Origin of the sequence: Streptomyces sp. NPDC051738, from assembly GCF_044453205.1 — a bacterium.
Taxonomy (GTDB): domain Bacteria; phylum Actinomycetota; class Actinomycetes; order Streptomycetales; family Streptomycetaceae; genus Streptomyces.
In genome coordinates, this window is the sequence record NZ_JBITCM010000003.1 from 255,766 (window position 1) to 282,421 (window position 26,656).

A 26,656-nucleotide genomic window follows, 5' to 3' on the forward strand; every position below is an offset into this window, starting at 1 on the left:
AAGTGCCGCACGCCCCCTGGACACCACCCACCGGATGCGGGATAACAAGGTTCATACAGTATTCGTCGACTGTATGCAATGTACCGCGAGAGCCGTTCCAACCCCCTACGAAGGGACAGGACTTCGCCATGCCCGACGACACCCAGGACGTCATTTCCGGTGGTCATCTCGTTGCCAAGGCGCTGAAGGCCGAGGGGGTCGACCGCATCTACACGCTGTGCGGCGGCCACATCATCGACATCTACGACGGCTGCGTCGACGAGGGCATCGAGGTCGTCGACGTCCGCCACGAGCAGGTCGCCGCCCACGCCGCCGACGGCTACGCCCGCATCACCGGCAAGCCCGGCTGCGCGGTCGTCACCGCGGGTCCCGGCACCACCGACGCCGTCACCGGTGTCGCCAACGCCTTCCGCGCCGAGTCCCCGATGCTGCTCATCGGCGGCCAGGGCGCCCTCACCCAGCACAAGATGGGGTCCCTCCAGGACCTGCCGCACGTCGACATGATGACGCCGATCACCAAGTTCGCGGCGGCCGTGCCGGACACGGCGCGCGCGGCGGACATGGTGTCGATGGCGTTCCGCGAGTGCTACCACGGCGCGCCCGGGCCCTCCTTCCTGGAGATCCCGCGCGATGTCCTCGACGCCAAGGTGCCGGTGAGCAAGGCGCGCGTGCCCAAGGAGGGCGCCTACCGTGCCTCCACCCGCTCGGCCGGCGACCCCGAGGCCATCGAGAAGCTCGCCGACCTACTGGTTCACGCGGAGAAGCCCGCCATCCTGCTCGGCAGCCAGGTGTGGACGACGCGCGGCACCGAGGCGGCCATCGAACTCGTGCGCACCCTCAACATCCCCGCGTACATGAACGGGGCAGGTCGCGGCACGCTCCCGCCCGGCGACCCGCACCACTTCCAGCTCTCGCGCCGGTACGCCTTCTCCAACGCCGATGTCATCGTCATCGTCGGCACGCCCTTCGACTTCCGCATGGGCTACGGCAAGCGGCTGTCACCGGACGCGACCGTCGTGCAGATCGACCTCGACTACCGCACCGTCGGCAAGAACCGCGACATCGACCTCGGGATCGTGGGCGACGCCGGGCTGGTGCTGAAGTCGGTCACCGAGGCGGCCTCCGGACGCGTCAACGGCGGGGCGTCGAAGCGCAAGGAGTGGCTCGACGAGCTGCGCGCGGCCGAGCAGACCGCCCTGGAGAAGCGGCTGCCGAGCCTGAAGTCGGACGCCTCACCGATCCACCCCTACCGGCTGGTCAGCGAGATCAACGACTTCCTCACCGAGGACTCGATCTACATCGGCGACGGCGGCGACATCGTCACCTTCTCCGGTCAGGTCGTGCAGCCCAAGTCCCCCGGGCACTGGATGGACCCGGGCCCGCTGGGCACGCTCGGCGTCGGGGTGCCGTTCGTGCTCGCGGCCAAGCAGGCGCGGCCCGACAAGGAGGTCGTCGCACTCTTCGGCGACGGCGCGTTCTCCCTCACCGGCTGGGACTTCGAGACTCTGGTCCGCTACAACCTCCCCTTCGTCGGCATCGTCGGCAACAACTCCTCCATGAACCAGATCCGCTACGGCCAGGCCGCCAAGTACGGCAAGGAGCGCGAGCGGATCGGCAACACCCTCGGCGACGTCCACTACGACAAGTTCGCGCAGATGCTGGGCGGTTACGGCGAGGAGGTCCGTGACCCCGCCGACATCGGCCCCGCGCTGCGGCGCGCCCGCGAGTCCGGGAAGCCGTCGCTGATCAACGTCTGGGTCGACCCGGACGCGTACGCCCCCGGAACCATGAACCAGACCATGTACAAGTGAGGTGGCCTCCATGACTGGCACGCCGACCAAGGCTCTCGAAGGCATCCGCGTCCTGGACATGACCCACGTCCAGTCCGGGCCCTCCGCGACCCAGCTGCTCGCCTGGCTCGGCGCGGACGTCGTCAAGCTGGAGGCGCCGACCGGTGACATCACGCGCAAGCAGTTGCGCGATCTCCCGGACGTCGACTCCCTCTATTTCACGATGCTCAACTGCAACAAGCGGAGCATCACCCTGAACACCAAGACCGAGCGTGGCAAGGAGATCCTCACCGAGCTGATCCGGCGCTCCGACGTCATGGTCGAGAACTTCGGACCGGGCGCGGTCGACCGCATGGGCTTCACCTGGGACCGCATCCAGGAGATCAATCCGCGTATCGTCTATGCCTCCATCAAGGGGTTCGGTGACGGCCCGTACACCAACTTCAAGGCGTACGAGGTCGTCGCGCAGGCCATGGGCGGGTCGATGTCGACCACTGGTTTCGAGGACGGGCCGCCGCTGGCGACCGGAGCCCAGATCGGGGACTCGGGGACCGGAGTGCACGCCGTGGCGGGGATTCTCGCGGCGCTCTTCCAGCGCGAGAACACCGGGCGTGGGCAGCGGGTCAACGTGGCTATGCAGCACGCCGTACTCAACCTGTGCCGGGTGAAGCTGAGGGACCAGCAACGCCTGGCGCACGGGCCGCTTGCTGAATATCCGAACGAGGACTTCGGCACGGAAGTTCCCCGCTCGGGAAACGCGTCCGGCGGCGGTCAGCCGGGCTGGGCGGTCAAGTGCGCGCCGGGCGGCCCGAACGACTACGTGTACGTCATCGTGCAGCCGGTCGGCTGGCAGCCACTCAGCGAGCTCATCGGCCGGCCCGAACTCGCCGACGACCCCGAGTGGGCGACGCCGGAGGCCCGGCTGCCCAAGCTGAACAAGATGTTCCAGCTGATCGAGGAGTGGTCCTCGACCCTGCCCAAGTGGGAGGTGCTGGAGCGGCTCAACGCCCACAACATCCCGTGCGGGCCGATCCTGTCCACGAGGGAGATCATCGAGGACTCCTCGCTGGTCGCCAACGAGATGGTCGTCACCGTGCCGCACCCCGAGCGGGGCGAGTTCGTGACCGTCGGCAGCCCGCTGAAGCTCTCCGACTCCCCCGTAGAGGTGAGCAGTTCGCCACTGCTCGGCGAGCACAACGAACAGGTCTACGTCGGCGAGCTCGGCCTCGGCGACGAGGAGCTGCGCCTACTCAAGTCGAACGGAGTGATCTGACGTGATGGCCGAAGACCGCGTCCTGCGGGTGCGGACGCTCCTCGACTCCGTGCGGGCCGAGGGACGCACCGCGCTGACCGCGCCCGAGGGCAAGGTGGTCGCCGACGCGTACGGGATCGCCGTACCGGGCGAGGAACTCGCGACGGACGTCGACGAGGCGGTCGCGTACGCGGCGCGCTTCGGCGGGCCCGTGGTGATGAAGATCGTCTCGCCGGACATCCTCCACAAGACCGACGCGGGCGGTGTGATCGTCGGCGTCGAGGGGGCGACGGACGTACGGGCCGCGTTCCACCAGATCATCGACAACGCTCGCGCGTACAAGGCGGATGCCCGCATCGAGGGCGTACAGGTGCAGGAACTGCTCCCGCAGGGGCAGGAGGTGATCGTCGGCGCGGTCACCGACCCGACGTTCGGGAAAGTCGTCGCCTTCGGGCTCGGCGGGGTGCTCGTCGAGGTCCTCAAGGACGTCACCTTCCGGCTCGCGCCCGTGACCGCCGACGAGGCCTTGTCCATGCTGGACTCGATCCGGGCGGCGGAGATCCTGCACGGGGTGCGGGGTCAGGCGGCCGTGGACCGATGGGCGATCGCCGAGCAGATCCGCCGTGTCTCGCAACTCGTGTCGGACTTCCCGGAGATAGCCGAGGTGGACCTCAACCCGGTGATCGCGACCGCGGAGGGGGCGGTCGCGGCCGACATCCGCGTGATCCTCTCCGAAGCAGCGATCAAGCCGCGCCGCCGCTACTCGCGCGACGAGATCCTCGCCTCCATGCGCCGACTGATGCAGCCGTCGTCGGTCGCCGTCATCGGAGCCTCCAACGAGCAGGGCAAGATCGGCAATTCGGTCATGCGCAACCTCATCGACGGTGGCTTCGCCGGGGACATCCACCCGGTGAACCCCAAGGCCGATGACATTCTGGGCCGCAAGGCGTACAAGAGTGTCACGGACGTTCCCGGTGAGGTGGATGTGGCGGTCTTCGCTATCCCCGCCAAGTTCGTGGCCTCGGCCCTGGAGGAGGTGGGACGCAAGAAGATCCCGAACGCCGTGCTGATCCCCTCCGGGTTCGCGGAGACCGGCGAACACGAACTCCAGGACGAGATCGTGGCCATCGCCGAGCGGCATGGCATCCGGCTGCTCGGGCCGAACATCTACGGCTACTACTCGACCTGGCAGGACCTGTGCGCCACGTTCTGCACGCCGTACGACGTCAAGGGCGGGGTGGCGCTGACCTCGCAGTCCGGCGGCATCGGGATGGCCATCCTGGGCTTCGCACGGACCACGAAGACGGGCGTGTCGGCGATCGTCGGCCTCGGCAACAAGTCGGACCTGGACGAGGACGACCTGCTGACCTGGTTCGGCGAGGATCCGCACACCGAGTGCATCGCGATGCACCTGGAGGACCTCAAGGACGGGCGCGCCTTCGTCGAGGCCGCGCGGGCGACCGTACCGAAGAAGCCGGTCGTCGTCCTCAAGGCGGGCCGTACGGCGGCGGGCGCGAAGGCGGCCGGCTCGCACACCGGGGCCCTCGCCGGCGACGACGCCGTGTACGACGACATCCTCAAGCAGGCCGGTGTCATCCGGGCGCCCGGGCTGAACGAAATGCTGGAGTACGCGCGCGCGTTGCCGGTGCTTCCCGCTCCCCAGGGTGACAACGTCGTGATCATCACCGGGGCCGGCGGCAGCGGCGTACTGCTGTCGGACGCGGTCACCGACAACGGCCTGTCGCTGATGGAGATCCCGCCGGACCTGGACGAGGCGTTCCGGAAGTTCATCCCGCCCTTCGGGGCGGCGGGCAACCCGGTGGACATCACGGGCGGCGAGCCGCCGTCGACATACGAGGCGACGATCCGGCTCGGCCTGGAGGATCCGCGCATCCACGCGCTGGTCCTGGGCTACTGGCACACGATCGTCACTCCCCCGATGGTCTTCGCGGAGCTCACCGCGCGCGTGGTGGCCGAATTCCGGGAGCGCGGCATAGAGAAGCCCGTCGTCGCGTCGCTCGCGGGCGACGTCGAGGTCGAGGACGCCTGCCAGTACCTGTACGAGCGGGGGGTCGTGGCGTACCCGTACACGACCGAGAAGCCGGTGGCCGTGCTGGGCGCCAAGTACCGGTGGGCGCGGGCGGCAGGGTTGTTGGGGGGCGGTTCATGAGGTGAGGCGGTGGGGCCGGCCGACGGTGCGCGTCGGCCGGCTCCGGGACCCGTGCGCGCACGAAAGGCATTGGACAGGGGGCGCTGGCCAGAACTTTCGACGCAAGGGGTGCAACCAACGTGACTACCACCGACGTTTCACGGGTCGCCGCCTATCGGGAGGTGACCGACAAGAACGGACGCGTCTTTCGCGTCGGCGAGTCCGACATCGACATCATGGGCCGCAAACGCAAGTGGATGGTGATCCTGCCCTGGATCGGCATGATGGGCATCTCCTCCGCCGAGTACGCGTTCGCGTCCGCCGAGGACACCCTGCACACAGCGCATAGCTGGAACAGCATGCACATCTTCTGGATGATGACCGTGTGGGTCTTCTTCCAGGCCGCGGTGGCCTTCCCCGCGGGCAAACTTCGTGAGAGCGGAAAGCTGCCGGCCCGCTGGGCGATGATGCTGGGCGCGACGGGCACGTTGATGGGTTATCTGTCGCTGGCCTTCGCGCCGCACGTCGTCGTCGCGTACATCGGCTTCAGCATGTTCAGCGGCATGGGCGCGGGCATGGTGTACGCCACCTGCGTCAACATGGTGGGCAAGTGGTACCCGGAGCGCAAGGGCGGCAAGACCGGCTTCGTCAACGGCGGTTTCGCCTACGGCTCCGTACCCTTCGTCTTCCTCTTCACCGGCTTCATGGATCTCACCAACTTCCGCTGGGTGCTGGTGTCGGTCGGTGTCTTCCTCGCCGGAATCGTCGCGGTCTCCGGCTACTTCTTCAGGGACCCGCCGAAGAACTGGTGGCCCGCCGCGGTCGACCCGCTCAACCCACCCGCCGACCCGCGCGCGGCCCGCTCGCTGCGGATGAACCCGCCGGCGGTCCGCCAGTACTCACCCAAGGAGGCGTGGAAGACCGGCCGGGTGGCCCTGATGTGGTTCTGTCTGGCGTGTACGTCCGGCGTGAACATCTTCGGTATCGCCTTCCAGGTGGACATCGGCGAGGAGGCCGGATTCGCGGGCGGGATCGTGGCCACGGCCATGTCTCTGAAGGCGATCGTCAACGGCACCGGCCGAGGTGTCATCGGCTGGCTGTCCGACCTGTACGGCCGTAAGCGGTGTCTGCTCGCCGTGTGCGTCATCCTGGGTCTGTCCCAGTACGGCATCCTCTGGTCGGCCGACGCCAAGAACCTTCCCCTGTTCCTGATCTTCTCCTCGATCTCCGGCTTCGGCGGCGGCGCCATCTTCCCGATGTTCGCGGCGCTCACCGCCGACTACTTCGGTGAGAACAACAACGCGTCCAACTACGGCATGGTCTACAGCGCCAAGCTCGTCTCCGGTCTGGGCGCGGGCATGGGTGCCGTGGTCGTCAGTGCCTGGGGACACTCCGGTGCCTTCATCCTGGCCGGCTCCATCTCGCTCTTCGCCGGCTGCGTGGCGGTGTTCCTCAGTCCGCCGGGCCGCGACAAGGAAGACAGCCGCATCGTTCCCAACCCACGACCGCTCGGCGAGGACATGGCCTGACATGACGGCAGATCCGTACGCAGCAAGCAGTTCGTCCGCACCGTCCGACGCCGCACACCGTCCCTACCGCGAGGTGACCGACGCGCGAGGCCGCGTCTATCGGGTCGGCGAGACCGACCGCGACATCCTCGGTCACTCCCGCAAGCTCATGGTGTATCTGCCGTGGATCGCCATGATGGCCATCAGCGTCTTCGAATACGCGTACGGCTCCGCGGAGGACACCCTGTCCCACGCGCACGGCTGGACGCAGAGCAACACCTTCTGGATCCTCAGCGTCTGGGTGTTCTTCCAGGCCGGCATCGCCTTCCCGGCGGGCTGGCTGCGCGAGAAGGGCATCCTGACGGCCCGCACGGCCATGTACATCGGCTCCGGCATGTGTCTGCTGGGGTTCCTCGCCCTGTCCCACCTGCGCAATGTCTGGCTCGCGATCCTCGGCTTCGGCGTCATCGGCGGTATCGGCGCCGGGCTGATCTACGCGACCTGCATCAACATGGTGGGCAAGTGGTTCCCCGAGCGGCGCGGCGCCCGGACCGGGTTCGTCAATGGCGGGTTCGCGTACGGATCACTGCCGTTCATCTTCATCTTCAACTACGGGTTCGACACCGCGAACTACCACCGGGTGCTGGACCTGATCGGCTGCTACATCATGATCGTCGTCTTCGGATGCGCGTTCTTCTTCAAGGACCCGCCGAAGAACTGGTGGCCCGCGGACGTCGACCCGCGGACGTACACGGGCGACCGGAAGAACGCGACGAGTCTGGCCAAAAACCCTCCGGCGGTGAAGCAGTACACGCCCCGGGAGGCCATCAGGACGGGCATGCTGCCCCTGATGTGGCTGTCGGTCGTGCTGACCGCCGGGGTGTCGATCTTCGGCATCTCCTTCCAGGTCGACTACGCCAAGGAGGTGGGCTTCGGCCCTCTGGTCGCGGCGTCGTCGATGGGCGTGATGGCGGTCGTCAACGGCATCGGCCGCGGTGTCGTGGGCTGGCTGTCCGACCGGTGGGGCCGCAAGTCGACCCTGGTGTTCGTGATCGTCGTGCTGGGTCTCGCACAGTTCGGCGTGATCTGGGCGGGCGATCTCAGGAGCGAGGGGCTGTTCCTGTTCTTCGCCTTCCTCTCCGGCTTCGGCGGCGGCGCGTTCTACCCGTTGTTCGCGGCGCTCACCCCGGACTACTTCGGGGAGAACTTCAACGCCACCAACTACGGCCTCGTCTACAGCGGCAAGCTGATCAGCGGCCTGTTCGGCGGCGGTCTTGGCTCCATGGTGGTCGCGGCCTGGGGCTATGACGGCGCGTACGCGCTGGCCGGTGGCGTGTCGATCGTGGCGGCGGCGATCGCGCTGCTGCTGCGCCGGCCGGAGCGGACGGCAACGCCGCACCCAGTGGGCTAGACACCGCACCCAGTGGGTTGAATGGTCGCGAACATGAGGAGGCCCTCCCCGGCTTCGGGGAGGGCCTCCTCATGTCGGCACGGCCGTCAGCATTTCTCCCGCAGCGAGTGCAGGTGCTCGCTCGAACGGCGGGCGAACGTGAGGGACTCGGTCGGGTTGTCGTGCTCCGCCTGCCAGTGGTGGGCGAATCGCTGACCGCGCAGTCTGGTGACGGCCGAGATGAACCGCTTGTAGTCGATGTCGCCGTCACCGACGTCGACCATGTCGTAGCCGTACTGGTTGGTCGGGTCGCTCACGCCGTCCTTGACGTGGAAGAGCGGGTAACGGTGGGGCCGCTTCAGCACGTAGTCCAGCGGGTCGAAGGGGGCGGGTGAGCCGTCGGGCCGCTTGGAGAAGCGGAACTGGCCCGAGTACGCCCAGAAGATGTCCATCTCCAGGAAGACGAGGTCGGGGTCGGTCTCGGCGAGCAGCACGTCGTAGAGGCGGACCTTGGGGTTGTCGGTGGCGAAGGAGAACTCCTCGGAGTGGTTGTGCTGGTAGAACTTCATGCCGCGTGCCTTCGCCGCGGCGCCGTAGGTGTTGAACTCCTCGGCGGCGCGCTTCCAGGCGTCGACGGTGGAGCCGTAGCGGAACGGCCCGGACGCGGTGCCTATGTGCTTCAGGCCGAGGGCCTGGGCGTCGTCGAGGACCTTGGTGAGGTTCTGGGCGAAGGTGTAGGCACCCGGGTCGTTGGAGTAGTAGCCGACATGGCTGCCGATCGGGTTCAGGCCGTGGTTCCGGGCCAGCCGCTTGAGCTGGGCGAGGGTGATCGGGCCGGCCGAGCCCTGGGTGTAACCGGCGAACTCGACCTCGTCATAGCCGTACTTCTCCAGTTCGGCGAAGACGGGGGCGAAGCCGAGTGTGGAGACCTTGTCGCGCAGGCTGTAGAGCTGGATGCCGAGGCGGCCGGGCGGAAGGACGGGGCGGCCGCGGCCGGCGCCATGGGAGGCGGTGCCGGTGGCGGACGCGGGGGCGGACTCGGCGGCGGGGGCGGCGGCCGCGGGGGCGGCTGCGGCTGCCGCGCCCAGCAGGGCGGTGGCCGTGGTGCCCGCCGCCACGCCGAGCATGCCTCGTCTGGAGAGGCGGTGGGTGAGTTCGGGATCCGTCTGCGAAAAGCGGCTCATGCCTGGAACTCCTCGAGGTCGAAGGCCGTTGTCAGTGGTGAGTGCTTCACTTGTGATCAGTCGGAAGAGACGGGTCGGTGGGACCGGCGAGGTTCTGCGTGCCGGTCGTGACCGGTCAGCCGAGACCGGCGAGTTGGAGCAGGAGTGACTTCACATCGGTGGCCGCGACGCGGTCGCCGACAGCGCGGGGGGTGGAGCAGATGAGGAGCGGACCTTCGTCGTCGCTCGCAGGAAGGCGGCCGTGGCTGCCGCGAATAGGTGACGGATCCAGGGGCACGACCGCCATGCGATAACGCATGCCGAGTTTCTTACGGGCAAGCACGGTCGCGGCCTTGACCTTGACGTAGGGGTCGAGGGGATCCATGAAGAGTTCGACCGGGTCGTAGCCGGGTTTGCGATGGATCTCGACGAGTCGCGCGAAGTCGGGCGCGAGGGCGTCGTCGAGCCAGTAGTAGTACGTGAACCAGGCGTCCGGCTCCGCTACTGCGACGAGTTCGCCGGAGCGCGGATGGTCGAGATGATGGGCCTTCTTGCCCTCGTCGTCGAGGAGTTGCTCGATGCCGGGCAGATCCTCCAGCGCGGCCCGGGCCGCGTCGAGGTCCTCCGGCCGGCGTACGTAGACGTGGGCGATCTGGTGGTCGGCGACGGCGAAGGCACGTGACGCCATCGGGTCGAGGTACTCCATGCCGTCCTGGGTGTGCACCTCCAGCAGGCCTGCCCGCCGCAGGGCACGGTTGATGTCGACGGTGCGGTGCACGCGGGTGATGCCGTACTCGGACAGCGCGACGACGGTACGGCCCTCGGCGCGCGCGTCGTCCAGGAGAGGGGCCATGGCGGCGTCCAAGTCGGCGGCTGCCTGCCGGGAGCGCGGGTCGTCGGGGCCGAAGCGCTGCAGATCGTAGTCGAGGTGAGGGAGGTAGCAGAGGGTCAGGTCGGGGTGGCGGGTGCGGATGATGTGGCGGGTCGCGTCGATGATCCAGCGGCTGGAGACGAGGTCCGCGCCGGGTCCCCAGAAATGGAAGAGGGGGAAGGTGCCGAGTTTCTGGGTGAGTTCGTCGTGCAGGGCGGGCGGCCGGGTGTAGCAGTCGGGTTCCTTGCGGCCGTCGGAGTAGTAGATCGGACGGGGGGTGACGGTGATGTCGGTGTCGGCGCCCATGGCGTACCACCAGCAGATATTGGCGACCGTGTAGCCGGGATGGGCACGGCGCGCGGCATCCCAGATTTTGTCGCCGGCGACCAGTCCGTTGTGCTGACGCCACAGGAGTACGTCACCCAGGTCACGGAAGTACCAGCCGTTGCCGACGATGCCGTGCTGCGACGGGTGGGTGCCAGTGAGGAAGGTGGACTGGGCGGCGCAGGTGACCGCTGGCAGGACGGTGCCGAGGGGCGCGTGGGAGCCGGACTGGGCGAGCCTCTTGAGGTGGGGCATGTGGTCGAGGAGACGGGGGGTGAGGCCGACGACGTCGAGGACGAGGAGAGGGGTGGGGCGACTCACGACGGTGGCGTCCGATCGCGGCGCCGGGCGGGAGGACGGGACTGCTGGGAGCGCCGGGAGTGCTGGGTCCGGTGGTTCGGTCATGGCAGCTCCTTCAGACCGAGGTCCGTCAACAGATCGCGGACGAGGGTGAGTTCGTCGGCGATGCCGTCGGCGAGCTGGCTGCGGGCGCGGGGTCGCAAGTCGGCCGGGAGGGCCTGCCAGGTGTAGGTCTCGACCTCCAGGTGCCGGGTGAGCGGGCTTGGCCCGCCGACTAGCCGGGTCAGTGCCGCCTTGAGAACGGGAATCGTGGAGGTGAGGGGCGCGGCGGGAGCCGCGTGGAGCGGTACGTGGAAGTGGGCTCGCCATGGAGAGGCGTCGGGCAGGGCGTCGCCCTTGAGGGCCTCGTCGAGGTCGTCGGTGCCGCGCAGACCGGCGGCGGTGGCGGTACGGGTCTGGTGCAGGAAGCGGGGTTCGTCGAAGGCTGAGAGGGCCTCGCGGACCTCGGGGAGATGAGGGTGCTCGGCGTGCAGGGCGGCTGAGAGCTGGGACTTGACGATGGGGACGCGGGCTTCGACGAGGGCGTCCAGGGCGGTGTGCGGATCTTCGAAGGAGGTGGCGAGGTGACAGGTGTCGACGCAGATGCCGATGCGGTCGTGGCCGATCGCGCTGAGCGGGGCGATGGCGTCGGCGGTGGTCTCGACGATACAGCCGGGCTCGGGTTCGAGGCCGACGCGGATGTCCCGCCCGGTCAACTCCCGGAGTGCGTCAAGGCGTTGGGCGAGAGTGAGCAAGGCGGCGCGGGCGGTCTCGGCGCAGCGGTCGTCGTAGCCGGTGCGCCAGGCGAGGGGCAGCGTGGAGATGCTGCCCTGGGTGACGTCGTCGGGAAGGAGGCTGGCGAGGACACGGGCCAGGGCGGTGGTGTGGTCGAGGCGTTCGGGGTCGGTCCAGTCCGGCTTGTAGACGCGGTACTTGACCTCTTCGGCACCGAAGCCCTCATAGGGGAAGCCGTTGAGCGTGACGACCTCAAGGCCTCGCCGGTCGAGTTCCGTGCGCAGACCGCGCAGGGCGGACGGGTCGGAGACGAGGGCGTGCGCGGCGTCCTTGGCGAGCCACAGGCCGATCCCGAGGCGGTCGCGGCCGAGCCGTCGGCGGACGGGTTCGCAGTGGTCCCGGAGTTGAGCGAGGACGCCGTCGAGGGTCTCGGCCGGGTGGACGTTGGTGCAGTAGGCGAGGTGGACGGTGGAGCCGTCGGGGTGGCGGAAGCGCATCGGTCACGCTCCCGGGGTCGGGGTCGGGGCCGGGGCCGGGGTGTGGGTCGGGTCAGGTCGCCGTTTCGGTGTGCCGGCCGGTCCTTCGGGGGCATTCGGAGCGTCTGCGGATTCCTTGGGGTCCTTCGGAGCGCCCCGGAGAATGGAGTTGCCCTCGTGGGTCGCCTGCGGGGTCGCGACGTCGAGGGTGAGGCGGCCGCTGAGCCCGTAGAAGGCGGCGGGGTTGCGCCACAGCACCCGGTCGACGTCGTCCTCGTCGAAGCCCTCGGCCAGCATCAGGTCGGCGACCTTGCGTGTCTTCAGGGGGTCGCTCCTGCCCCAGTCGGCGGCGGAGTTCACCAGCACCTGCTCGGGCCCGTACTCGCGGAGGATCGCGACCATCCGCTCCTCGTCCATCTTGGTGTCGGGATAGACGGAGAAGCCGAGCCAGCAGCCGCTGTCCTTGGCCTCCTTGACCGTCGTCTCGTTGAGGTGGTCGACGAGGACACGGTCCGGGGACAGTGCGGACTCGCGGACGACGTCGAGGGTGCGGCGCAGGCCGGCCAGCTTGTCGCGGTGCGGGGTGTGGACCAGCGCGGGCAGTTCGTGGTCGGTGGCGAGCTGGAGCTGGGCGGCGAGGGCGGTGTCCTCGGCCGGGGTCATCGAGTCATAGCCGATCTCGCCGACGGCGACGACCTGGTCCTTGACGAGATACCGGGGCAGTTCGTCGAGGACGGGGACGCAGCGGGGGTCGTTCGCCTCCTTGGGGTTGAGGGCGAGCGTGCAGTGGTGGGCGATGCCGTACTGGGCGGCACGGAAGGGCTCCCAGCCGAGGAGGGAGTCGAAGTAGTCGAGGAAGGAGGCGGGAGAAGTGCGGGGCTGGCCGAGCCAGAAGGAGGGCTCGACGACGGCGCGGACACCGGCGGCGTACATGGCCTCGTAGTCGTCGGTGGTACGCGACGTCATGTGGATGTGGGGGTCGAAGAGGCGCATCAGGACTCCTTGCCATCGGTTCCGTCGGTGCCGCGGGGGCCGCACGGGGCGGCGGGTGCGGGTGGGGTGGCCGTGGGGTCGGTGAGGGTCAGGACGCGGTGCAGGTCTTCGGGTACGGAGCGGCCTGCGGCGGTGCGTTCGGCGGCGTAGTCGCCGAGCATGCGGGCGAGTTCGGTGTCGCGGTGGGCGCGGCGGGCGAGGTCGGACACCACATCGACGGACACACCGGTGAAGAGGCACTTCAGGACGGCGTGGCGCCACTGGTGGGGGTCGAGGTGGCGGGCGGCGTAGGGGCCGACGGCGGCGGCGAGGAGCCGGGTGTCGTTGGTGCGCAGGGCGTCTTCGACGAGCGGGAGGGCTTCCGGGCCGGGCACGAGGTGGGGCAGTGCGTGCACGACGGCGCGGCGTTCGGCGGCGGTGCCCTGGAAGTAGACCCGGGTGAGGGCGTCCGCGTCGGCGCGGGCCGCGTGCAGGATGAGGACGCGGGCGGCGTCGGCGTGCTCGGGGCCGCAGCGTCGTCCGGCCTCGGCGATGCGCAGCTCCCAGACGGAGATGGGCCCGTGCGAGCCGGGATTCGCGGCGGCCTCGTCGAGGGCGCGGTGGAGCCAGGCGCGGGCGGCGGGGCCGAGGTGGGCGGTGAGGTGGGCGCGCAGGTCGGCGGGTTGGGTGAGGGCGAAGGACTGCGGGGTGCCTCGGGTGTCCGGTGCGTGCATGGCATCTGACGGGTCTTCGAGGCCCGTTCCGCCTTCGAGGCCCGCTCGGGTGCCCATGCCAGGTCTGCCTTCGGTGTCGGCTCTGTGCTGGTGGGAGTCCGCTGCCGGGGTCGCCGGGCTGGTGCGGGGGTGGGTCATGAGGTGCTCCCTTCAGGGGTGGCGGAGGGATCGCCATGAAGTGGGACTGGGACAGGGATCGGTGTTCGGGCGGCCGTGGCCTCGGCGCTGCGGAGGAACGGGAGGGACATTTCGGCGAAGTGTGGGCCCGCGTGGGAGTGACGGGGCAGTTCGACGACGGTCAGGTCTTGGTAGCCGGTGGCGGAGAGGGCGGCGAGCACGGCTGGGAAGTCGATCTCGCCGTCGCCGAAGGGGAGGTGTTCATGGATGCCGCGGCGCATGTCCTCGATCTGGACGTGACGCAGCCAGGGAGCGGCGGTGCGTACGCAGTCGGCAGGGGAAAGGGGTTCGAGGCATTGGCAGTGACCGATGTCGAGGGTCAGGCCGAGGTGGTCCGGGTCGCCGAGGGTTCGGCGGAGTCGGTGGAAGTCGGCGAGGGTGGAGAGGAGGTGCCCGGGTTCGGGTTCGACGGCGAGAGGAACGCCGGCGGTGGTGGCGGAGTCCAGGACCGGCGTGAGTGCCTCGGCGAGACGGTCCCAGGCCATGTCCGGATCGGTGCTCGCGGGCGTGATGCCGCTGAAGCAGTGGACGGCGTGGGCTCCGAGGTCGGCGGCGACCTGTACGGCGCGGATCAGCAGGTCGGCGCGGCGGGCGCGGGCGTCCGGGTCGGGGTCCAGCAGGGAGGGACCGTGCTTGCGGCGTGGGTCGAGCACATAGCGGGCGCCTGTCTCCACGGCGACGCTCAGACCGAGCGCGTCCAGCCGCTGCGCGAGGTGGCGGGTGCGGGCGGCGAGGTCGGGAGCGAGCGGGTCGAGGTGCATGTGGTCGAGGGTCAGGCCGACGCCGTCGTATCCGAGGTCGGCGAGCAGGGCCAGGGCGTCGTCGAGGCGGAGGTCGGCGAGGCCGTTGGTGCCGTAGCCGAAGCGGAGGGGGGTGCGGAGGGAGGCCGATGCGCCGGGGTCTCGCGCCGGGTCGGGCAGCGGGCTCATGGGACTGCGCGGAGAGGCCAGTTCGCCAAGATCTCCCGCCGGATCAGGCAGCGGGCTCATGGGACTGCGCGGAGAGGCCAGTTCGCCAAGATCTCCCGCCGGATCAGGCAGCGGGCTCATGGGACTGCGCAGAGAGGCCAGTTCGCCAAGATCTCCCGCCGGGTCGGGCAGGGGGCTCATGTGTCGCTCACCTTCTTCGCCGCCGTCTCCCCCCGAGCCATCTCGCAGGCGCCCGCCCGGCGGAGCCGCTCCCCCAGCCCCGTCAGCGCCGCGTACTGCTCTCCCAGGCTCGCCGGCCCGTCCCCTACCGGGTCCTTGAAGTAGAAGCCGAGTTCGGTGAGCGGGCCGGTCAGGCCCGCCTCGTGGGACCGGAGGGTCAGGCGGGCCAGGTCAAGGACCAGGGGTGCGGCCAGCGCCGAGTCGCAGCCCTGCCAGATGGTCTGGAGGATCATGCGAGTGCCGAGGAAACCGTCGAAGGCGATGTGGTCCCAGGCGGTCTTCCAGTCGCCGAGAGCCGGGACGTCGTCGATGTGGACCTCGCCCTCGGGGACGGTGCCGAGGGTGTCGGCGAGGACGCGTTCCTTGCCGGCGTTCTTCGCCGCTGCGGCGGCCGGGTCGGCGAGGGCGGCTCCGTCGCCGCCGCCGAGCAGGTTCGTGCCGGACCAGGCCCGGACCCTCAGCGCCCGTTGCGCGAACATCGGGCCCAGCACGGCCCGCAGCAGAGTCTGGCCGGTCTTGCCGTCCCGGCCGGCGTACGGCAGGCCGCTCCGATCGGCCTCGCGGGCGGCGACGGGGTGGTGCATGCCCTCGGACGGGGTGAAGTTGACGTAGGGGCAGCCCGCGCGCAGGGCCGCCAGTGCGTACAGGGTGCTGGCAGGGAGAGGGGTGTCGGGGCCATGGGGCGCGGGTTCGGTGGAGGCGACGTTCACCACCACGGTCCGTTCCAGATCGTGGCGGCGCGCGAAGTCGCGTATGTCGTCGGCGAAGGCCGTGATCAGTTCGGCCTCGCTCCTGGTGTCCCCCGGGGTGGGGCCGCCGGGCCTGATCTCCCGGTCGGCGGCGGCGAGTTCGGCGGCGACGGCGGTGGCGACGCCCGGCGGAAGGACGCCGCCGGCGGTCAGGGTCTCGGCGCGTTTGGGCAGCGGGCAGTCGAGGGTGTCGTGGCCACCGAAGACGAGGTCGGACAACGCGGGCAGGCCGCTGTCGGTGAACGCCGCGGTCTCGGTCACCATGCCGGTGGGCGGGTGCAGTCCCGCGGTGACGGCGGCGCACCCCGTGACGACGGTGGTGGCGACGGAACCTCGGGCTCCGATCAGCCACACCCCCACACGCGGTCGGGAAAGGGACGCGGACGCGGACATGGGCAGCCTCCTGATCGTGCGCTAACCCGCGGAGGGGGGAGGAAGTGACGGCGGGCGGGGGTCCGGCGTCCCCCGCCCGCCGCCGTTCAGTCGCCCTGGACGGGCAGTTCCTTCAACTGGATGTTGCGGAAGGCGACCTGGTCGTCGGCGCCATGGTTCTGGAGGCCGATGTGACCGTCGGTCAGGCTCCGCTCGGGGTCCTGGTTGGTGAAGTCGTTGATCTTGACTCCGTTGAGGAACACCTGGAGGCGTTCGCCCTGGACCTTGATCTCGTAGGAGTTCCACTGGCCGGGTGGCCGCAGAACCTGGTCACGGGCCTTGATGTTCGCCGACTTGAACGAGTAGACGGAGCCCGTGGTGCGCTCGGGCGCGTCCGTGGCGTCGATCTGGATCTCGTAGCCCTTGTTCACCGCGGACCAGGGGTCGTCGGAGGCCGGGAAGCCCACGAAGATCCCGGAGTTGTCGTCGCCCTGCATCTTCCAGTCGAGCTTGAGGGAGTACGACTTCAGCTCCTTGGCCTGGTACCAGAGCAGACCCATGCCGCCCTCGGTCTCCAGGGTGCCGTCCTTGACGTTGAACTTGCCGGGGCCGGCCTGCTTCCAGCCTTCCAGGGTCTGGCCGTTGAAGATCTTCCGGAAATCCTTGCTCGGCTTGCAGTCCGCCTTGACCTGGCCGGTGGCGTACTGCAGGCCGCCGAGCAGGTGGGCGCGGAAGGCCTCCTCGGCGTAGGACTCCTTGGTGTGGCCGCCGCCGGTGTAGAAGGAGCGGCCGCCGCCGTAGCTCTGGCACCAGGCGATCGGGTGGTCGCCCTTCATGTTCCCGCCCTGGTAGGTCGTCTCGTCCAGGGTGGCGAGGACCTTGGCCTGCTCGCGCGGGTTGGTGCGGTAGTTGTACCACTCGTCGGTGCGCTCCCAGGCGTCGCCCAGGTGGGCGGTCGACGGGTGGTCGTGGTCCTCGACGCGGACGGTGGCCTTCTGGATGGCCGGGTGCGAGTCGAAGTAGGCGCCGACGAGGCCGCCGTAGAACGCCCAGTCGTACTCGGTGTCGGCTGCGGCGTGGATGCCCATGTAACCGCCGCCGCCCGCCACGTAGTTCTCGAACGCCTGCTGCTGTTCGGCGTTGAGCACGTCACCGGTGGTGGACAGGAAGGCCACCGCGTCGTACTTGGCGAGGTTGGTCGTGGTGAACTGCCGGGCCTCCTCGGTCGCGTCGACCGTGATGCCGGCCGGGGCGCCGAGTTCCTTCAGGGCGGCGATGCCGGCCGGGATGGAGTCGTGCCGGAAGCCGGCGGTCTTGGAGAAGACCAGGACCTTCTTGCCGCCCTTGAACGGCTGGGTGGAGAACTCGAAGTCGTCCACGTCGTAGAGCGCGCCCTCCCCGCCCTTGAAGACCAGGTAGATCTCCGTGGTCTTCTTGGGCAGCGACCGCAGCGGAACGTCGACGTTCTGGAAGGTCTCCCAGCCGCCGGTCGGCGGGATGTAGGCCGAGCCGTGCAGCGGTCCGTCGGGCGAACCGGTGCGCAGCTCGATGAAGCCGCCCGCTCCGCCGGAGGAGGCCCGCACGGTCATCTTCTTCTGGCCGTCGAACCGGTAGGGGGTGAAGGAGATCCAGTCGCCGTCGTTGATGTTGCCGACGGTCTTGCCGCCGTTGGCGCCGGTCTTGTCGATCACCGTCACGCCCGACTGGGTGCTGAAGTGCTCGCCCTGGCGGTGCAGCGGCTGGAGCACGGTGCGGGCGGTGCCGGTCAGGGCCTCCTGGCTGTTGGCCCCGCCGTCGGTGTAGCTGGCGCCGACGACACCGTAGATGTTGGCGTTGGGGTCGTGGCCGCCGTCACCGGCGGGCGGCTTCAGAGTGCCTTCGCAGCCCATCTCGCTGGTCAGCTCGTGGGCGTGGGAGTCGTGGCCGAGGCTGTAGGCGACCTTGACCTTGGAGCAGTCGATCGTCTCCTCGGGGTCGGTGACCGTCACCTTGAACGGGACGGGCTTGCCGAACTCGGCCATGGTGCCGTTGCCCGGGACGTCGATCCGTACCTTGGGTTCGGTGTTGCCGACCACGATCCGGGTGCTGGCGTTGCCGGTGTTGCCCTCAGGATCTTTGGCGGTGAAGGTGGCGGTGTAGGTGCCGACCTTCTTGTACTTGTGGGTGGGGTTGAGGCCCTCGCCCTTGGTGCCGTCGCCGAAGTCCCAGCTGTAGGTGAGGTCCGGGGAGTCGGCGTCCTTGGCGGAACCGGTGAACTTGACGTTCAGGCCGGCCGCTCCGGAGGTCCTGTCGGCGCTGACCTCGGCGATCGGCGAGAAGCCGTCCTCGGCGTTCTCGATCCGGTACAGCGCGGAGTGCTCGTCACCCTGGAACCAGGAGATGCCGTAGTCGAGGACGTAGAGCGCGCCGTCGGGGCCGAACTCCATGTCCATGATCTGGGTGCCGGTCCACGGGAAGTCGTTGATCTTCTCGACGGCGCCCTCAGCCGTCTGCTCGATCCGCTTGATCCAGCGGCGGCCGAACTCACCGGCGAAGAAGTCGCCGTCGTAGGCCTCGGGGAACTTCACCTTGGAGTCGAGGTCGGGGTCGTAGCGGTAGACCGGGCCGGCCATCGGGGACTCGGAGCCGGTGCCGAACTCGGGCACGGAGGCGCCGTCGTACGGGATCCAGGCGGCCTGCGCGGGCGGCAGGTCGGTGAGGCCCGTGTTGTACGGCGAGGTGTTCTTCGGGGCGGCGCAGTCGAACTTCTCGCCGGACTCCTTGGTGGCGAAGTCGTAGTCGACGTAGGCGTCGTTGTTGCCGGTGCAGAACGGCCAGCCGAAGTTGGCGGCCTTCGTGACCTTGGCGAACTCGACCTGACCCCCCGGGCCCCGCTTCGGGTCGGCGGCGCCCGCGTCGGGGCCGTAGTCGCCGACGTAGACGATGCCGGTCTTGTCGTCGACGCTCATCCGGAACGGGTTGCGGAAGCCCATCGCGTAGATCTCGGGACGGGTCTTGTCCGTGCCGGGAGCGAAGAGGTTGCCCTCCGGGACGGTGTACGAGCCGTCCTCGGCGACCTTGATACGGAGGATCTTGCCGCGCAGGTCATTGGTGTTGCCGGAGCTGCGGCGGGCGTCGAAGGCGGGGTTGCGGCCCTCGCGGTCGTCGATCGGGGTGTAGCCGTCGGAGGCGAAGGGGTTGGTGTCGTCGCCGGTCGACAGGTAGAGGTTGCCGGCCGCGTCGAAGTCGATGTCGCCGCCGACGTGGCAGCAGGTGCCGCGGGAGGCCGCGACGTCGATGACCTTCTTCTCGCTGGCCGTGTTCAGCGTGCCGTTGGCGTTCAGGACGAAGCGGGAGAGGCGGTTGACGCCGTCGAACTTCGCGAACTCCTCGGCGGTGCCGGTCTCCGGGGCGTCGCCCGCGGGGGTGTCGAGCGGCGGGGCGTAGTAGAGGTAGATCGCCCGGTTGTTGGCGAAGTCCGGGTCGATGCCGACGCCCTGCAGGCCCTCCTCGTCGTGGCTGTAGACATCGATCTTGCCGGCGACCTTGGTGACGCCGCCCTGGTCGGTGAGGCGCAGTGTGCCGTCGCGCGAGGTGTGCAGCACGCTGCGGTTCGGGAGCACGGCGAGCGACATCGGCTCGCCCATCTCGGGTTCGCCCTTGGCGAGCGGCACCTGCTGGAACTGTCCCTCGGCGGCTGCCGGTTCGTCGTGTTCCGGGTGGCCGGGGTGGGCGCCGGCGACGGTCGCCGGGGTGCCCACGGCCAGGAGCAGGCCGGTGAACAGGGCGACGGCGGTGCGGAGTCTGGGGCGCCTGGGGGTGCGGGTGCTGCTGAGTCTGGTTCTGTGCACGAAGTCCCTCCGGGAACGGGTGGGCCGTACGGGGTGGGTGCGAAGACGTGCGGTGCGGGCGCCGGGGTGCGCCGTCACCCCGGAGGTGGCTGTGCCATGAACACTTCCGTGCGTCCTGAACGCTTCCGTCCTGGACACATCCGTGTGTGCTGAACGCTTCCGTGTGTGTCCTGAACACTTCAGGGAAGGTAACCGCGTCCGTCCGGGGCGAACACCCCTTGCGTCAGACTCGGTTGAACTTTCTCCTGCTGAAGGACAAAGCAGGATCCGCGCAGGTCGGAGGGGGGACCGGCGGTGCATCCGGGCCCGTCCCCGACCAGCGCCGGGTGCGTGGTTCAGTTGTTGAACGCGGCGTCGAAGGACGCGCTGGGGGGCTCGAAGTCGTAGGCCTTGAGTCGGGTCAGCGCCTCGGGGGCGCCCTGGAGCCGGTCCATGCCGGCGTCCTCCCACTCGACGGAGATCGGGCCCTGGTAGTCGATGGAGCGCAGCATCCGGAAGACGTCCTCCCAGGGGACGTCACCGTGCCCGGCCGACACGAAGTCCCAGCCCCTGCGCGGGTCGCCCCACGGCAGGTGTGAGCCGAGGCGGCCGTTGCGGCCGTCGAGGCGCTTGCGGGCCTCCTTGCAGTCGACGTGGTAGATACGGTCGCGGAAGTCCCAGAGGAAGCCGACGGGGTCGAGGTCCTGCCACACGAAGTGCGACGGGTCGAAGTTCAGGCCGAAGGCGGGGCGACCCCCGACCGCCTCCAGGGCCCGCCAGGTGGTCCAGTAGTCGTAGGCGATCTCGCTGGGATGGACCTCGTGCGCGAACCGCACGCCCTCCTCGTCGAAGACGTCCAGGATCGGGTTCCAGCGCTCGGCGAAGTCCTCGTAGCCGCGCTCGATCATCGACTCGGGCGCGGGCGGGAACATGGCGACCAGATGCCAGATGGCGGAGCCGGTGAAGCCGATCACCGTGTCGACGCCGAAAGCGGCAGCGGCGCGCGCGGTGTCCTTCATGCGGGCGGCGGCGCGCTGCCGGACCCCCTCCGCATCTCCGTCGCCCCACACCTCGCCCGGCAGGATGGCCTGGTGACGTTCGTCGATGATGGCGTCGCAGACGGCCTGGCCGACAAGGTGGTTGGAGATCGCCCAGCACTTGAGGCCGTACTTGTCGAGCAGCGCCTTCCTGGAGTCGATGTACGTCGGGTCCGCGAGGGCCTTGTCGACCTCGAAGTGGTCGCCCCAGCAGGCGAGTTCGAGGCCGTCATAGCCGAAGTCGCGGGCGAGCCGGCAGACCTCCTCCAGCGGCAGGTCGGCCCACTGGCCGGTGAACAGCGTGAACGTACGCGGCATTGCGCGTCAGCCTCCTCAGACCGCTATCGGGGTGTAGACGGAGTTCTTCTCGGCGCTCTCCTCCACCGCCGCGAGCACGCGCTGCACCTGCAGCCCGTCAGCGAAGGAGGGTTCGGGCCGGCGGCCCTCGGCGATGGCGTGGACCAGGTCGCGGGCCTGGTGGACGAAGGTGTGCTCGTAGCCGAGGCCGTGGCCCGGCGGCCACCAGGCGTCCAGGTAGGGGTGGTCGGGTTCGGTGACGAGGATGCGGCGGAAGCCGGCGTGGGCTCCGGGTTCGGTGCCGTCGTGGTAGCTGAGCTCGTTGAGCCGCTCCAGGTCGAAGGCGATGGAGCCGTGGGAGCCGTTGAGTTCGAGGCGCAGGGCGTTCTTGCGGCCGGTGGCGTAGCGGGTGGCCTCGAAGGAGGCGAGGGCGCCGGAGGGGAAGCGGCCGGTGAACAGGGCGGCGTCATCGACGGTGACCTGTCCGGTGGCGCCCTCGGCCGCCGCGGCGGACAGTCCCTTCACGGCCCCGCCGGGCAGCGGCCGTTCCTTCACGAAGGTCTCCGTCAGGGCGGACACCCCCGTGAGCTGCTCGCCCGCCAGGTACTGCGCGAGGTCGATGATGTGCGCCCCGAGGTCGCCGAGCGCGCCGGAGCCGGCCAGCTCCTTGCGCAGCCGCCAGGTGAGCGGGAACTCCGGGTCCACGAGCCAGTCCTGAAGGTAGGTCACCCGCACATGCCGCAGGGTGCCGAGCCGGCCCTCGGCGACCATGCTGCGGGCCAGCGCGCTGGCCGGCACGCGGCGGTAGTTGAAGCCGACCATGGCCAACTGGCCGCGCCGAGAGGCTTCTTCGGCCGCCGCCGTCATCGCCTCGGCCTCCTCGACGCTGTTCGCGAGGGGCTTCTCGCACAGGACGTGCTTGCCGGCGGCCAGCGCGGCGAGCGCGATCTCGGCGTGGCTGTCGCCCGGCGTGCAGATGTCGACGAGGTCGATGTCGTCCCGTTCGATCAGGGCGCGCCAGTCGGTCTCCGCCGTCGCCCAGCCGTGCCGGTCGGCCGCCGCGCGCACGGCCGCCGCGTCCCGCCCGCAGATCGCGGCCAGGACCGGGGTGCGGGGCAGGTCGAAGACGCGGCCTGCGGTGCGCCAGCCCTGGGAGTGCGCGGCGCCCATGAAGGCGTAGCCGACCATGCCGACGCGCAGGGGTGGCTTGCCTGCCGCCGTGACGGGCCGGGACACGTCGGCCCCGGCCTCGGCGGCGGGGCCGGTCACGCCCGTTCCTGCCTCCGCCTCGGCCTCGTCGGGCTGCTGCGGCTGTCCCATGCGATGGTCCTCCTCGTCGTCGTGCCGCGGTGGGGGGTTGGGGGCGTCCTGCTGACCTCGCCTCGGTGGCCACGGCCCGTATCACGACAGCAGCGGGCGCCACGGCGTCGACCCGGGCCGCGGCATCAGCCGGCCGGGGCCACGGCGTCAGCCAGTTCCGAAGCCTGATCCCATACGGCGATCCCGTCCCGTAAGGCGGTCCCGTCCCGCCCGGAGCTGCCGTTACCGCCGCACCCCGAGCCGGCTCGATCCCCAGAACGCTCCCGGCCCTGCCCGACGAACCCCTCGTCCCCGTCGGGCAGGGTGCGCCTCACTTGAAGCCGGTGGACATGTACTTGTCGATGTTCGTCTTGTCGACGACCGCCGAGTAGAGCGTGATCGAGGCCGGGATCTCGAACTCGGCCATGCCGCCGACGCCCTTGCCCTGGCCCAGCGCACGGGCCAGGTCGATGGCGGACGCGGCCATCGTCGGCGGGTACAGAACCGTGGCCTTGAGGACGCCGTCGTCCTGCTTGATGGCCTGGAAAGCGGACAGCGCGCCCGCGCCGCCGACCATCAGGAAGTCGTCGCGCCCCGCTTGCTCGATGGCGCGCAGGGCGCCCACGCCCTGGTCGTCGTCGTGGTTCCACAGGGCGTCGAACTTCGACTGCGCCTGCAGGAGTTGGGCCATCTTGGCCTGCCCGGACTCGACCGTGAACTCGGCCGCCTGGCGGGCCACCTTCTTGATGTTGGGGTAGTTCTTCAGGGCGTCGTCGAAGCCCTCGGTGCGCTGCTTGGTCAGTTCCAGGTTGTCCAGGCCCGCGAGTTCGATGACCGTGGCGTTGGACTTGTCCTTGAGCTTCTCGCCGATGTAGTGGCCGGCGTTGAGTCCCATGCCGTAGTTGTCGCCGCCGATCCAGCAGCGGTAGGCCTGCGGGGTGTTGAAGATCCGGTCCAGGTTGATGACCGGAATGCCCGCCCGCATCGCCTTCAGGCCGACCTGGGTGAGCGCCTTGCCGTCGGCGGGCAGCACCACCAGCACGTCGACCTTCTTGTTGATCAGCGTCTCTATCTGGCCGATCTGCGCGGCGGTGTCGTTGGAACCCTCGGTGATCTCCAACGTCACGTCGGAGTACTTCTTCGCCCGGCTCTTGGCGTTGTCGTTGATCGCGTTGAGCCAGCCGTGGTCGGCCTGCGGTCCGGCGAAGCCGATGGTGACCTGCTTGCCGGGCTTGTCGTCGGCGGCCGGCTGGTCGTTGGCGGCCGGCTCGTCCTTGGACTCGTTGCTCGTGCAACCCGTGAGGAGGGCACCGGCTCCTATGGCGGCGGATCCGAACAACAGCCCTCTGCGACTGGTGAGCTCTGGCATGGCGGTGAACCCTTTCCTCAGGTCGTGCGAAGCGGAAGCGGGACGACCCTCAAGTCGTGCTCGCGGTACGGCGCTGGACCAGCACGGCGGCGACGATGATCGCGCCCTTGGCGATCTGCTGGACGTCGCTCTGCAGGTTGTTCAGGGCGAAGATGTTGGTGATCGTGGTGAAGATCAGGACGCCGAGCACGGAGCCGACGATGGTGCCGCGGCCCCCGGTGAGCAGGGTGCCGCCGATGATCGCGGCCGCGATGGCGTCGAGTTCGTAGAGGTTTCCGTTGGTGTTCTGGCCGGAGCCGGACAGGATGATCAGCAGGAAGGCGGCGATGCCGCAGCACAGTCCGGACAGCAGGTAGAGGTAGAGCCGCTGACGGCGGACATCGATCCCGGCGAGCCGGGCCGCCTCCGCGTTGCCGCCGACGGCGACCGTGCGCCGCCCGAAGGTCGTGCGGTTCAGGATCAGCCAACCGATGATCGTCACGACCGCGAACACCATGACCAGGGGCGGGATGCCGAGGACGTATGCGTCGCGCTCGCCGAGGTCGAGTACCGAGGGGATGGTGACGATCTGCGTCTTGCCGTCGGTGATCTGCAACGCCAGCCCGCGCGCGGAGGCCAGCATGGCGAGCGTGGCGATGAACGGCACCATCGCGCCGTAGGCGATCAGCAGTCCGTTGACCAGCCCGCATCCGACACCGACGATCACCGCCGTGAAGAGGATGCCGGCGAAGCCGTACTCCTGGGTGGCGACCGTCGTCGCCCACACCGAGGCCAGCGCGACGATCGCCCCGACGGACAGGTCGATGCCGCCGGAGACGATGACGAAGGTCATGCCTACGGTGACGACGCCGATCACGGAGGCCTGGGTGAGGACGAGTTGGAGGTTGCGGGTGTCCAGGAACTCGTCCGGCTTGGTGATGCCGCCGATGACGATCAGCGCGGCGAGGACGCCGAGCAGGGAGAGGGTGCGCACGTCGGCGCGGGCCATCAGGCCCCGCCATGCGGGCGCTGCGCCGGCCGAGGGCACCTTGCCGGTGCTGTCCCGCGGCGGTGAGGCGTGCTGCGTCATGACGCCGGGCTTCCTTCCATGACGAGGTCGAGTACGCGGTGTTCGTCGAGTTCGCCGGCCGGTGCCGTGTGGACGACGCGGCCTTCGCGGAGGACAAGGACGCGGTCGGCGAGGCCCAGTACCTCGGGCACCTCGCTGGAGACCAGCAGCACGGCGAGGCCTTCGTCGGCCAACCGGCGGACGACCGCGTACAACTCGGCGCGGGCGCCGACGTCGACGCCGCGGGTGGGTTCGTCGAGCAGCAGGACACGGCAGCCGCGCAGCAGCCAGCGGGCCAGGACGGCCTTCTGCTGGTTGCCGCCGGAGAGCGTGCGCACGGGCACCGAGGGGTTGTCGGGCCGCAGCGACAGTTCACGTGTCGCGGCCCGCGCGGCCCCCAGTTCGGCGGCGCGGTCGATCCAGCCGCCGCGCGAGAAGCGGGACATGGACGACACCGACACATTGCGGGTGACGGACTCCAGCATCAGCAGTGCCTGCGCCTTGCGTTCCTCGGGGGCGAGCCCGAGCCCTGCGCGCACGGCGGCCCGTACGCTGCCGGGCCTGAGCGCCCGCCCGTCCACGAGGACCTGACCGGCGCCGGCCTTCCTGGCCCCGTAGATCGTCTCCAGGATCTCGGAGCGCCCCGAGCCCACGAGCCCCGCGAGCCCGACGATCTCGCCGGGCCGCACGGTCAGGTCGAGGGGCTCGAACTCACCGTCCCGGGCGAGTCCACGCACCTCCAGCAGGGGCTCCCCGACCGTCGCGTCCCTGGTCGGCCGCTCGGGGAAGACGTACTCGACATTGCGTCCCGTCATCATCGCCACGACGTCGCGCGTCGGCGTCGTCTTCGCCGGGAGCCCGACGGCCACGGCCCGTCCGTCCTTCAGGACGGTGACCCGGTCGCCGATCCGGCGGATCTCCTCCAGCCGGTGCGAGATGTAGACGACGGCGACGCCGGCGGCTGTGAGGTCGCCGACGATGCGGAAGAGGTTGTCGACCTCGTCGGGGTCGAGGGCTGCGGACGGCTCGTCCATCACGATCAGCCGTACGTCGTGGGAGAGCGCCCGCGCCATGGACACGATCTGCTGCTGCGCCGCGGACAGCTCCCCGACCAGGCGGGCCGGGTCGATCTCCGGATGCCCAAGTCGCTTCAGCAGCTGGGCTGTCGACTCCCGGGCGACCTTTCCGCGTACGACGAAACCGGCGGCCGTGGGTTCATGGCCGAGGTGGACGTTCTCGGCCACCGACAGGTGCTCGACCAGGTCGAGTTCCTGGTAGATCGTGGCGATGCCCAGCCGCATCGCGGCGATCGGCGAGCGGAGGGTGACCTCCTCGCCGCGCCAGTGGATGGTGCCGGTGTCGGGCTGGTGGGCGCCGGCCAGGACCTTGATGAGCGTGGACTTGCCGGCGCCGTTCTGGCCGAGCAGGCAGTGCACTTCACCGGCTTGGACGTCCAGGTCGACGCCGTCGAGGGCGCGGACTCCGGGGAACGACTTGGTGATGCCGGACATGCTGAGCAGCGGTGGTTCTGGTGCCATGAGGTCCCCTTGGCGGGCGTGCGGGCCGGTTTCAGGGCGGGGCGAGGCAGAGCAGGGCGAAGCTGAGCGCTTTACGGGGGTGCGGTGCTGGTGAGCCGTGCGGAGTACGT

General features: G+C 69.6%; 18 protein-coding genes. 5 read left to right on the top strand and 13 right to left on the bottom strand.

Annotated elements, in window-relative coordinates:
• Positions 1 to 128 precede the first annotated feature (128 nt).
• The 5 genes from ACIA8X_RS09015 (at position 129) to ACIA8X_RS09035 (ending at position 8,110) form a co-directional block, all read left to right on the top strand.
• A complete protein-coding gene (locus tag ACIA8X_RS09015) occupies positions 129 to 1,811 on the top strand; it encodes a thiamine pyrophosphate-binding protein (RefSeq protein ID WP_399458088.1) in 1,683 nt (560 codons plus the stop codon).
• Between the two features lie 10 nt (positions 1,812 to 1,821).
• Positions 1,822 to 3,063 carry a formyl-CoA transferase gene (gene frc / locus ACIA8X_RS09020; protein ID WP_399458089.1) on the top strand — a complete coding sequence of 414 codons (1,242 nt, stop codon included), beginning with the start codon at positions 1,822 to 1,824 and terminating at the stop codon, positions 3,061 to 3,063.
• Positions 3,064 to 3,067: 4 nt separating this feature from the next.
• Positions 3,068 to 5,212, top strand: a complete 2,145-nt coding sequence (locus ACIA8X_RS09025; protein ID WP_399458196.1) for an acetate--CoA ligase family protein — start codon at positions 3,068 to 3,070, stop codon at positions 5,210 to 5,212.
• Between the two features lie 119 nt (positions 5,213 to 5,331).
• Positions 5,332 to 6,720, top strand: coding sequence for an OFA family MFS transporter (locus tag ACIA8X_RS09030; RefSeq protein WP_393444835.1), 1,389 nt, complete (start codon positions 5,332 to 5,334; stop codon positions 6,718 to 6,720).
• 1 nt (position 6,721) lies between these two features.
• Complete coding sequence (locus ACIA8X_RS09035; RefSeq protein WP_399458090.1) at positions 6,722 to 8,110, top strand: OFA family MFS transporter; 1,389 nt, start codon at positions 6,722 to 6,724, stop codon at positions 8,108 to 8,110.
• Between the two features lie 86 nt (positions 8,111 to 8,196).
• On the opposite strand, the gene ACIA8X_RS09040 is transcribed toward ACIA8X_RS09035, so the two are convergent.
• From ACIA8X_RS09040 to ACIA8X_RS09100, 13 genes are all read right to left on the bottom strand, one after another.
• Entirely contained in the window at positions 8,197 to 9,273 is a 1,077-nt protein-coding gene (locus ACIA8X_RS09040) for a sugar phosphate isomerase/epimerase family protein (RefSeq protein WP_399458091.1), read from the bottom strand.
• Between the two features lie 115 nt (positions 9,274 to 9,388).
• The gene (locus ACIA8X_RS09045; RefSeq protein WP_399458092.1) at positions 9,389 to 10,852 is read right to left on the bottom strand and encodes a nucleotide pyrophosphatase/phosphodiesterase family protein; all 1,464 of its coding nucleotides are present in this window, start codon (positions 10,850 to 10,852) and stop codon (positions 9,389 to 9,391) included.
• Positions 10,849 to 12,018, bottom strand: a complete 1,170-nt coding sequence (eboE, locus tag ACIA8X_RS09050) for a metabolite traffic protein EboE (protein ID WP_399458093.1) — start codon at positions 12,016 to 12,018, stop codon at positions 10,849 to 10,851. Before eboE ends, ACIA8X_RS09045 begins: the two co-directional genes overlap by 4 nt.
• A gap of 3 nt (positions 12,019 to 12,021) precedes the next feature.
• A complete protein-coding gene (locus tag ACIA8X_RS09055) occupies positions 12,022 to 12,990 on the bottom strand; it encodes a TatD family hydrolase (RefSeq protein ID WP_399458094.1) in 969 nt (322 codons plus the stop codon).
• Complete coding sequence (locus ACIA8X_RS09060; protein ID WP_399458095.1) at positions 12,990 to 13,841, bottom strand: EboA domain-containing protein; 852 nt, start codon at positions 13,839 to 13,841, stop codon at positions 12,990 to 12,992. The genes ACIA8X_RS09055 and ACIA8X_RS09060 overlap by 1 nt, the downstream gene beginning before the upstream one ends.
• Positions 13,838 to 14,809 (bottom strand): sugar phosphate isomerase/epimerase family protein, encoded by a 972-nt coding sequence (locus ACIA8X_RS09065; protein ID WP_399458096.1) that lies wholly within the window; start codon positions 14,807 to 14,809, stop codon positions 13,838 to 13,840. The genes ACIA8X_RS09060 and ACIA8X_RS09065 overlap by 4 nt, the downstream gene beginning before the upstream one ends.
• A 176-nt stretch (positions 14,810 to 14,985) precedes the next feature.
• Positions 14,986 to 16,170: an inositol-3-phosphate synthase gene (locus tag ACIA8X_RS09070; RefSeq protein WP_393444847.1), complete on the bottom strand. Its 1,185-nt coding sequence runs from the start codon at positions 16,168 to 16,170 to the stop codon at positions 14,986 to 14,988.
• 86 nt (positions 16,171 to 16,256) lie between these two features.
• Positions 16,257 to 19,979, bottom strand: coding sequence for a ThuA domain-containing protein (locus ACIA8X_RS09075; RefSeq protein WP_399458097.1), 3,723 nt, complete (start codon positions 19,977 to 19,979; stop codon positions 16,257 to 16,259).
• 335 nt (positions 19,980 to 20,314) lie between these two features.
• Entirely contained in the window at positions 20,315 to 21,313 is a 999-nt protein-coding gene (locus tag ACIA8X_RS09080) for a sugar phosphate isomerase/epimerase family protein (RefSeq protein WP_399458098.1), read from the bottom strand.
• Positions 21,314 to 21,328: 15 nt separating this feature from the next.
• The gene (locus ACIA8X_RS09085; RefSeq protein WP_399458099.1) at positions 21,329 to 22,612 is read right to left on the bottom strand and encodes a Gfo/Idh/MocA family protein; all 1,284 of its coding nucleotides are present in this window, start codon (positions 22,610 to 22,612) and stop codon (positions 21,329 to 21,331) included.
• 310 nt (positions 22,613 to 22,922) lie between these two features.
• Complete coding sequence (locus tag ACIA8X_RS09090) at positions 22,923 to 23,960, bottom strand: substrate-binding domain-containing protein (protein WP_399458100.1); 1,038 nt, start codon at positions 23,958 to 23,960, stop codon at positions 22,923 to 22,925.
• A gap of 49 nt (positions 23,961 to 24,009) precedes the next feature.
• Positions 24,010 to 25,029 carry an ABC transporter permease gene (locus ACIA8X_RS09095; protein WP_393444856.1) on the bottom strand — a complete coding sequence of 340 codons (1,020 nt, stop codon included), beginning with the start codon at positions 25,027 to 25,029 and terminating at the stop codon, positions 24,010 to 24,012.
• On the bottom strand, positions 25,026 to 26,546 hold the full coding sequence (locus ACIA8X_RS09100) for a sugar ABC transporter ATP-binding protein (RefSeq protein ID WP_393444858.1): 1,521 nt from the start codon (positions 26,544 to 26,546) through the stop codon (positions 25,026 to 25,028). The genes ACIA8X_RS09095 and ACIA8X_RS09100 overlap by 4 nt, the downstream gene beginning before the upstream one ends.
• Positions 26,547 to 26,656 lie beyond the last annotated feature (110 nt).